The sequence below is a fragment of the Geobacter sp. genome (assembly GCA_009684525.1).
In the GTDB taxonomy this organism is placed as follows: Bacteria; Desulfobacterota; Desulfuromonadia; order Geobacterales; family DSM-12255; genus Geoanaerobacter.
Map to the genome: position 1 here is coordinate 154,063 of WKKR01000003.1, position 9,222 is coordinate 163,284.

Sequence of the window (9,222 nt, forward strand, 5' to 3'; positions counted from 1 at the left end):
AGCTCCGCATGCTCGTGAGAGAAGAGAGTGAGCGCTCAATTTTGAGTGAAAGACCATGAAACAGATACTTTACGCAATCATTGCAGCCATTGTCCTGTTCAGTCCTGATTTTGCCCACGCCATAAGGATCAAGGAGATAGCATCCTTCGACGGGGTCAGGGACAACCAGTTGATCGGCTATGGTCTCGTGGTTGGCCTGAATGGTACCGGCGACGGCAACCAGGTGAAGTTTCAGGTGCAATCTCTGGTCAACGCCCTGGAGCGGATGGGGGTAACCATCAACCGTGCTGATGTGACGGTGAAAAACGTTGCGGCTGTGATGGTCACTGCAACATTGCCCCCCTATTCCAAGCAAGGGATGAAGATAGATGTCCTGGTTTCTTCCATGGGCGATGCCAAGAGCATTGCCGGTGGGACTCTGCTGATGACCCCGCTGAAAGGGGCTGATGGACAGGTATATGCGGTTGCCCAGGGTGCTGTGAGTACCAATTCCTTCTCGTATGGAGGCCAGGCTGCTGCCGCACAGAAGAACCATCCCACGTCCGGCAGAGTTCCGGAGGGTGCCCTGGTTGAGCGCGAACTGCCCAATGTGCTGAAGGAACGTGCCCAGCTCAAACTCAATCTGCAGCAGCCGGATTTTACGACTGCAGCGCGGATCACCGCAGCCATCAACGAGAAATTCAATGCCCAAGTTGCCACGAGTGCCGATGCCGGTTCGGTTGTTCTCACCATACCCCCTGCCTATGAGGGACGTACGGTTGAATTCATCGCTGCCATGGAGCGTCTTGATGTTCGCCCTGATGGCGTTGCCAAGGTGGTCCTCAACGAACGGACCGGGACCATTGTCATGGGAGAGAACGTACGGCTTTCTTCGGTGGCGGTATCCCATGGGAATCTCACTCTGCTTATCCGTGAGACGCCGCAGGTTTCTCAGCCGTCCCCTTTGAGCAAAACAGGCGAAACCGTAGTGGTGCCGCGGACGCAGCTGAAGGTTTCCGAAGAGGCAGGAGGATTGGCCTTGGTGCGCGAAGGTGCAAGTATCGGAGAGGTTATCAGGGCATTGAATGCCCTGGGTGTCACCCCTCGCGACCTGATCGGCATCATGCAGGCGATCAGGGCTGCGGGTGCGCTACAGGCCGAACTGGTCATCATCTAAGGGGGAGACCGTGGATTGCAAGGTTGTATCGCCTGATCTGATGGCTGGCATAGAGCAGAATTTCAAAAAGAAAGAAGTGCTCAAGCCGGGAGCGGAGCTGGACGAAAAGACACGCGCGTCTGCCCGCAAGGTTGCCAGGGAGTTCGAGGCGGTGTTCACCGGTTTTATGCTCAAATCCATGCGTGAAACCGTGGGGAAAGACACTCTCACCGGAGGTGGGCGAGGGGAAGAGGTCTACCGGTCGCTACTCGATCAAGAGTATGCCCTTACCGTTGCTCAGCAGGGTTCCCTGGGTCTTGCCAACACCATCGAGAAACAGATCCTTGAGGATGCCAGCCGCAGGACTGTGAAGATACACAAAGATACGTCGGGTTCGCGATGACCCGAAACGGAGGAGGAACGAAGTTATGGCCAGTTGTCTACCGGAATTCATAGAGGCTCTGACCGCAAAGCGGGCAGCCATGGAAGAATTATTGACGATCCTGGAAGCTGAGCAGCGGAGCATCATCGATGTTGATATCGCGAATCTGGAGCAACTGGATCAGCGAAAACGTGAACTCCTTTTCTCAATGGAACGGACCAATGCCGCCTGTCGGCTTCTACTCAGGAAATCAGCTGAGGAGTTGCAGGTCCCGCAGGCCGAGAGCCTTTCTCCACTCATGCCCAAGATCGCATCTCCACTGAGGGAGAGGTTCCGCGGGTTGCAGTCGCGGATTCTTGAGCTTGGAGATGCGCTGCAGCGGGTCATTGCGTTCAACCGGAGTCTCCTTGAAGGTTCTTTGCAGCATGTTCAGGAGTCTGTGGAATTCCTTAATGCCCTTTTTACGCGTCGGTCCACCTATGGCCAGGCAGGGGGCATGGTAAGCAGTACGAATGATGTCAGGCTGGTCTGCAAGGAGATCTAAATGGGGATTGAAAATATCATGAACATAGGGGCTACCGGGATAAATGTAAACCGGCTGGCCATCGAAGTGACCAGTGAAAATATTGCCAATGTCAATACGGACGGGTATTCGCGTCAGCATACCATTCTGGAGACAGGACCCACGACGTTGGCAAATGGCTTTCCCTTGGGATCGGGTGTGAAACTTGCGGCGGTGCAACGTTCCTATGACGGCCTGCTGCAACTCCAGCTGGTGAACAACACCAGTACGTATAACCAGAGCCTTTCCCGGCAGACAGCACTTCAGCAGCTCGAACCTCTGTTCAATGAGCTGACGTCCGATGGTTTGAATGATTCCATGCAACAGTTTTTCAATGCCTGGCAGGATCTCTCCGTGAACCCCCAGGGGATTCCCGAACGGCAGGCAGTGTTGACCCGTGCCCAGATCATGGTGGACAACTTCCAGCAGGTCAGCTCCGGGCTTACCGATACGCAAAAAACCGTCAATGACATGCTAACCGGCATAACAGCCGATATCAGCGATAAAGCCAAAAATATTGCCACCCTCAACAGCCAGATCTCCCAGGCTGAACAGTCGGGTGCCAATGCCAATGAATTGCGCGACCAACGGGATCTGCTCATCAGGCAGTTGTCAGAAGATGTCGGGGTCAGTTACTTCGAGGCACAGGATGGGACTGTCTCCGTCTCGCTGCCCGGGGGAGAAGAGCTGGTTACCGGCTATCTCTATCGCACGGTTTACCCGTCGTCTTCCGCTACCTCTGCAATCATGATCACGCCGCTGGGCAATCCACCACCGTCGTCAGATTCGACAACAGGGACGGACATCACCGCCACAGTGGGTGGGGCGAACAATTCGCTGGGGAAGATCGGTGGGATTCTGGAGGTGAGGGACTCCGTCATCCCCGGATATCTGGACAAGCTGAACGAACTGGCCAATGCCGTGGCCAGGGAGGTCAATACGCTGCACGAGACAGGTTATGGTCTGAACGGGTCTACCGGCAACGATCTCTTCACCGTGTCGTCTACCACGTTGGCAGGTACGACTACCGGCAGCAGTAACGTTATCAGCAATATCGATACAACTGGCCTGTCCGTCGGGATGGCTGTTTCTGGTCCGGGAATACCTGCGGGTACGATCATAACCGCAACTCCGTACTCATCACCCCCGGCTGCCGCACATTCAATCACCCTTTCGGCAGCAACTACCTCGGCAAACACCAATGCCAATTACATCTTCTCCGGTGTTAACAGTGCCACCCTTTCGGTCGCTATCACCGATCTGAACGATCTTGCTGCGTCGTCCACCGATCCCGCCAGCTCCAGTGGAGGGGCGGGCAACAATGAAAACGCCTTGTCCATTGCACAGATATGGGAAACATCCCTTACCTTTTCCAGTGGGTCCACATCACTGGGCGGTTTCTATAATGCGTTCACCAGTACCGTAGGTGTAGATCTGCAGAGCGTCAATAATGAGGTCTCACAGGGGGAGGCGTTTCTCAAGCAGTTGGACAATCTGCGCGAGTCCAACTCCGGTGTTTCGCTGGACGAGGAATTGACTAATCTCATCAAATACCAGAGAGCCTTTCAGGGGTGTTCCAAGGTCTTGAACACAGCCACAGAGATGCTGGATACCGTTCTCGACATGGTTAGATAGGAGAATCTCATGCGCGTTACACCGATGATGACATCAGAAAATGCTTTGTACAACATCCAGGAGGGACGTGCCCGACTCGATCGGCTCAATGAACAGATCAGTGCGGGTCTGAACATCCTCCGCCCCAGTGATGATCCCATTACCTCACGGCAGATCCTGGACTTGCAGAATAAGGTCAAAGAAGGGGATCAATACCTGAGTAACATAACAAAATCAAATCTGTGGCTCGATTTCACCGAGACGGCACTGCAGGGTGTCAGTGATGTGCTCAACAACATCAAGGGGGTAGCTTCCACCATCTCCAGCGGCACTACTGATACGGCGGTACGTACCAACAGTGTCTCGCAGTTGAAGGAGATGCGGAAGCAACTGCTGGATATGGCCAATATCCAACTTGGCGACCAGTATATATTCGGTGGCTACAAAAACAGTACCCTGTCAGTGGCAGGTGATACCAACGGAACCACCGGAATTGCCAATATCGATGTGACGAACCTTTCTGTCGGTATGGCGGTAAGCGGAGACGGGATTCCGGCGAATACGGTGATCAACAGCATCGGGCCGGGGAATGCCATCACATTGAACAACAGCGCAACAGCATCGGGTAGCGGGGTTCGGCTCACCTTCGGCCCTCCCTTTAATGCGGCTCCGTTTGCGGGAAGTGCCCTTAAGGGCGATCTCAACGGGACAAACAGCATTACCGGTCTTGATACCAGCACTCTATCGGTGGGGATGCCGGTTAGCGGAGAGGGTATCCCTGTCGGGACGAAGATTGCGGCCATTCCGGCCTCGGGGACCATCACTCTTGATGCTCCGGCAACAATCACCAAAACAGGCGCAAGTCTTCTTTTCGGCGGTAATTTCCGCGGCACTGACGACAAGATCCAGGTAGAGGTCTCGCGTTCGTCAAAGGTGGAGATAAATGTTTCAGGTAGCGAGCTTTTCAGTGGCACAGGAACCTACGGTTCGGTGGACCTGTTTGCTGCACTGGACGGGCTTATCGCAGCCATTGAGAGCAATAATGTCCCTGCCATACAGCTGAATGCCGCAAACCTGGACAAAGGTTCACAGCAGGTATCCAATGCACGGAGCGATGTGGCCGGCAGGATGACACGGCTTCTGAGTACCAAGAAAATGGTTACTCGCGACCAGAATACGGCGAAGTCGATCATCTCGGAACGTCAAAACGTGGATTATGCAAAAGCAGCCATTGAACTTACACAACAGCAAACCGCTTTCGAAGCTGCTCTGTCGGCGACGGCCAAAATCAGTCAACTTTCATTGCTCGATTACCTCAAATAGAAATCATGTCAATGCGAAAAATGAGCCTGTCGGGTTGCCTGCCACATGGAATCATTTTGTGTCGAGCGTGAAATATACGTTTCACGAGGGTTAAATCTGACGAAGGCTTAAGAATTGCCGTGGTTTAGCCGAAGTTAATCAATAGATATGGAGTGAGAGGGGACAATGATCAGGCTGACAAGACTTGATGGAAGTGAGATGTACCTCAATCCAGCGATGATCGAGGTGGTGGAGGAGTCCCCTGATACGCACATTACCCTCTCCAATGGCAACCGTTATCTGGTTCTTGAACCTGCCAGGGTCATCATCGAGAGGATCGTGCTTCACCAGGCAAGAATCCTTCACCGTGCCGCACCATCGTTATACAAGAAATATCTTCAGCGGCGCAATGCCGAAAAATTTCGCCCCTATTGCAAGCTTGAAAGGCAGTAACCAGCAACCCATTTTCCGCAAGTTACCGAGGGTATATGGATTTAGCAACGATAATTGGTCTGGTGCTTGGGTTCGGAGCCATCGTCGGTGGAGCCGCGCTCGAAGGACTGCACATGAAGGCTCTCCTCCAGCCGACTGCTGCCTTGATCGTTCTGGGTGGCACGTTTGGCGCGGCATTCGTCAGCTTTCCGTTGCCTGCAGTCATCAAGGCCTTCAAGGATGCGCCAAAAGCCTTTTTCATGCCCAAGGAGAAGCATGAGAACATCATCAAGGATATGATCGGTTATGCTGCCAAGGCTCGTCGAAACGGCCTTATCTCTCTGGAACAGGAGGCGCAGACCATCAAGGACCCCTTTACGAAGAAGGGGATATCCCTTGTTGTTGACGGAATCGACCCCCAGAAACTTCGGGAAGCTCTGGAGATCGAGATCGAATCATACGAAGAACATGAAAAGGTCAGCGCGGAGTTTTTTGAATCAGCAGGTGGGTATGCTCCGACCATCGGGATCATCGGCGCGGTTCTCGGGTTAATCCACGTCATGAGCAACCTGTCCGACACCTCTAAGCTCGGTGCAGGGATCGCCGTAGCTTTCGTTGCCACGATTTACGGTCTTATGACAGCAAACCTTGTCTGTATCCCCTTCGGCACCAAGCTCAAGCACCGGATCAAGGACGAACTGCTGCGTCGTCAGATGATCATCGAAGGCCTCATTTCCATACAGAATGGCGAGAATCCGCACTTTATCGAACAGAAACTGCGGGCATTCATCCCGGATCACGGCCCGGAGAAGAAATAGCGGGGAGTAATGGCACGCAAGAAAAAGCACGAAAAAGAGGCAAACCACGAACGTTGGCTGGTTTCCTATGCCGACTTCATTACGCTGCTCTTTGCGGTGTTTACGACACTTTACGCCATGTCCCAGACCGATAAGAAAAAGGTCGAAGAGGTCATGCAGTCATTGCGCGAATCGTTCGGATACAGCACTACTTCCATGGGAGGCAAGCCCGCGGTAATCGATGCAGGCAATATCAGCATCATCCCGAATCTCAGACCACAGGTTGCCCCTGTCCCTGTTCGGAAACAGGTTGCCAAGTCACGTCAGCGCTCCCATGCGGAGGAAAAGGATTTCCTGGCAATCAAGGCATCCATTGAAGCCTATCTGCTGAAAAGCGGTGCCCAGGACAAGGTTAGCCTCAGCATCAACCGTCGTGGTCTGGTGGTGAGCCTCAAAGAGGCCGGATTTTTTGATTCCGGCAGCGCAACAGTGAAAAAGGGTTCTGGTGAACTCCTGGCAATGATAGCAGAATCTCTCAGCCAGTATTCAAATCCATTCCGTGTTGAGGGCCATACGGACAACATCCCGATTCATTCTGGTCAGTTCCATTCCAATTGGGAATTGTCCACGGCACGTGCCACCAATATCGTTCATTACCTGATTGAGACCTACGAATACGATCCAGACAGGATGTCGGCTGCCGGTTATGGTGAATACCGACCGGTTGCCGAGAATAGCACTGATGAAGGACGGGCAAAGAACCGCCGCGTAGATATCGTTATGTTGTCGGGAGCAAGTGAACTGGGTGAGCCGTAGATGATCTTCGTTCCGGATTTGCCGTGACGCAATGCTTGATGTCTCAACGTGTCCGCGGGTATCCTGCAGCGTCGGTCTTGCCCGCGCACTGCAAAGTCGTTGCTGTTAGATTTCGTTCTGGATTCGCAGGCTGTTGCGTTGCTCGTTGAAGAGGTAAGAAATGATGATCTCACGATCCTTGGTGGAGAGATGGATGAATTCCATGGCAGTGACGTAGGAGGGGTTGGGCTCCAAGTTGAGCAGAACCTCCGTGGAGCGTATGACAGAACCGACTGCGCTGATGACGCGTAGGGTAGTTGCCGGCAGGAAGATATCCAGGTCTACCAGAGTCCCGGGAGTCAACTGCTCGGGTATTTTTATGCGAATCCCCCCGCCGCTTAGATTGACCCTACAGGGATCGATGTTCGGGTGATCATTCCAGTTGAGGATCTTGAAACTTCCCTGCCAGGGGATCGTCCTTGGGGGAGGGCCACTTTCGGTCATCATGCGTCGAGCTTTCCACATCCCTTCGACCGTAGTCATCTGCTGATCCGCAGGAACAGCATAGACAACGGGGATATAGACGTCCATTCTGAAAAATTCCCGCCGCTGCTGAATTTCCAGTTCCCCACGGATCCTGACTGCAAAGTTGAGGTCAATGGCAGCCTCGAAGATTCCTTCTCCTCTGCAGAATGCCCATGTTTCGCTGCTCATGACGACTACTCGGGCACCGTGAGGGACTATGGCAAGCTGTGTTTTGCTGCTGCGGAATGTCTCCATGTGCAGGAGGTCGTCCTCAATACGAACGATCATGGCATAGAGATCGATGATGGAATTGTCGGGAAGATGTATTGCAACCCTAACTTGCGTGTCAGGGCGCAGATGCGCTTTGAGGTCGACGGAAGGTTTCTGGGTCATTTGCACTATCTGGTCGCTGTTGTGTGATTAGAACGGTTCGTTAATGATACCGGCAAATTCGTCGGCAGAAGAGTCGATCAGTTTGCCATTGATATCTTTACCGCTGAATTTGAAAACCAGATGGGACGGATCGATGGTTCCCGTGCCCGAAGAGTTCTGGCTTATGGTGAAGGTCAGGGTTGCCTGCTTGGTAGTCGAATCGTACATCACCGACTTCGGCAACGGGGCGATGATGGCATCGTTATTCGATGCCACATAAGACCCTGTGGTTGCATTTGCAGCACGGCGTATGGACCAGTTGGCGATATTGGTCACCGAGGCGACATCCATGGTGCTGTCGAACTGGAATTGCATGGTTAAGTCTTTGCTGGCATTTGGTGCGTTCAAAAACGACATGTCAAGCATGTAAAGCGGCGTTGCCGGGCCGAACGTCGGAATAAACGAGCTATTTGCCTGATTAAACGAAAAAATCTTGGGTGTGGCAAGTGACAGAGAAAGCTGATCAGCAAGGTCGACGGCCTGAGATGTCTTGATGCCCTTCAGGGTGGTAAGCTGGTCCTGAGCCAGATCCTTCTTGTCGAGGCCGCTATAGGCCAAACCGAGTTGGTAGATGGCAAGGGCAAAATCCTGTTTCATGGAGGTCGCCTTGGTCAGTTGTGTTACGGCATTTCCGTAATCACCAAGTTTGTTGTAGGTAACTCCCAGGCTGTAGTAGCCGTTTGCATCTCTCGGTGAAAGCCTGGTTACTGTCTTGAGTTCCGTTTCAGCCTCTCGGAGTCGGTCCGTCTGTATGTACATGTTTCCCAGGGTGTAGTGTGCAAGGGTGTTGGCAGGATCATTGAGTATGGCTGCTTTCAGCTGGGATTCGGCTTCACGGTAATTTTTGTCGTCGATATAGATATTTGCCAGATTGATTCGAGGGTCGACCTGGGTACGATCGACGCGTAACGACATCTTGTAGGCTTCAGTGGCTTTCTTCTTGTCATCCAGTTGCAGGTATGCTGAAGCCATCAGGTTATATGCATCTACCTGGTCCGGTTTCATGGCGATCGACTGCTGAAATGAGGAAACAGCCTCTTTATACTTCTTTTTCTGCAAGAGGCTAACGCCACTGGAGAGAGAGGAATTGGCCACGCTTTCTCGTACCGTCTGCTGTGCAAGTAAAGCGGAAAACATTTTTTCGGCGGCTTCAACAGCCATGATAACCTCCCGGTGACTTTCGAAACCTCACAAAAGGGTGTTTGTCAGGAGTGATTATTGCAAAATGCTCAGGTGCATTGTCTCT

Annotated in this window: 10 protein-coding genes; 8 read left to right on the plus strand and 2 right to left on the minus strand. The window is 52.8% G+C overall.

Translation table 11 applies throughout. The features are described 5' to 3' along the window. The first annotated feature begins 55 nt into the window (after window positions 1-55). The 8 genes from flgI (at window position 56) to GJT30_11760 (ending at window position 7,040) form a co-directional block, all read left to right on the plus strand. Window positions 56-1,156, plus strand: coding sequence for a flagellar basal body P-ring protein FlgI (flgI, locus tag GJT30_11725; protein MSM40278.1), 1,101 nt, complete (start codon window positions 56-58; stop codon window positions 1,154-1,156). A 40-nt stretch (window positions 1,157-1,196) separates the two neighbouring features. Beyond that, window positions 1,197-1,538 carry a rod-binding protein gene (locus GJT30_11730; protein MSM40279.1) on the plus strand — a complete coding sequence of 114 codons (342 nt, stop codon included), beginning with the start codon at window positions 1,197-1,199 and terminating at the stop codon, window positions 1,536-1,538. A 25-nt stretch (window positions 1,539-1,563) separates the two neighbouring features. Next, window positions 1,564-2,061 carry a hypothetical protein gene (locus GJT30_11735; GenBank protein MSM40280.1) on the plus strand — a complete coding sequence of 166 codons (498 nt, stop codon included), beginning with the start codon at window positions 1,564-1,566 and terminating at the stop codon, window positions 2,059-2,061. After that, the gene (gene flgK, locus GJT30_11740) at window positions 2,062-3,714 is read left to right on the plus strand and encodes a flagellar hook-associated protein FlgK (protein ID MSM40281.1); all 1,653 of its coding nucleotides are present in this window, start codon (window positions 2,062-2,064) and stop codon (window positions 3,712-3,714) included. A 9-nt stretch (window positions 3,715-3,723) separates the two neighbouring features. Next, window positions 3,724-5,016 (plus strand): hypothetical protein, encoded by a 1,293-nt coding sequence (locus GJT30_11745; protein ID MSM40282.1) that lies wholly within the window; start codon window positions 3,724-3,726, stop codon window positions 5,014-5,016. Window positions 5,017-5,181: 165 nt separating this feature from the next. Next, window positions 5,182-5,448 (plus strand): flagellar protein FlbD, encoded by a 267-nt coding sequence (locus GJT30_11750; protein MSM40283.1) that lies wholly within the window; start codon window positions 5,182-5,184, stop codon window positions 5,446-5,448. A gap of 35 nt (window positions 5,449-5,483) precedes the next feature. Next, window positions 5,484-6,245 (plus strand): flagellar motor protein, encoded by a 762-nt coding sequence (locus GJT30_11755; GenBank protein MSM40284.1) that lies wholly within the window; start codon window positions 5,484-5,486, stop codon window positions 6,243-6,245. Between the two features lie 9 nt (window positions 6,246-6,254). Further along, entirely contained in the window at window positions 6,255-7,040 is a 786-nt protein-coding gene (locus GJT30_11760; GenBank protein MSM40285.1) for an OmpA family protein, read from the plus strand. A 105-nt stretch (window positions 7,041-7,145) separates the two neighbouring features. On the opposite strand, the gene GJT30_11765 is transcribed toward GJT30_11760, so the two are convergent. Both GJT30_11765 and GJT30_11770 read right to left on the minus strand, forming a co-directional pair. Continuing rightward, on the minus strand, window positions 7,146-7,937 hold the full coding sequence (locus tag GJT30_11765) for a hypothetical protein (protein ID MSM40286.1): 792 nt from the start codon (window positions 7,935-7,937) through the stop codon (window positions 7,146-7,148). 27 nt (window positions 7,938-7,964) lie between these two features. After that, window positions 7,965-9,137: a tetratricopeptide repeat protein gene (locus GJT30_11770; GenBank protein MSM40287.1), complete on the minus strand. Its 1,173-nt coding sequence runs from the start codon at window positions 9,135-9,137 to the stop codon at window positions 7,965-7,967. Window positions 9,138-9,222: the final 85 nt, after the last annotated feature.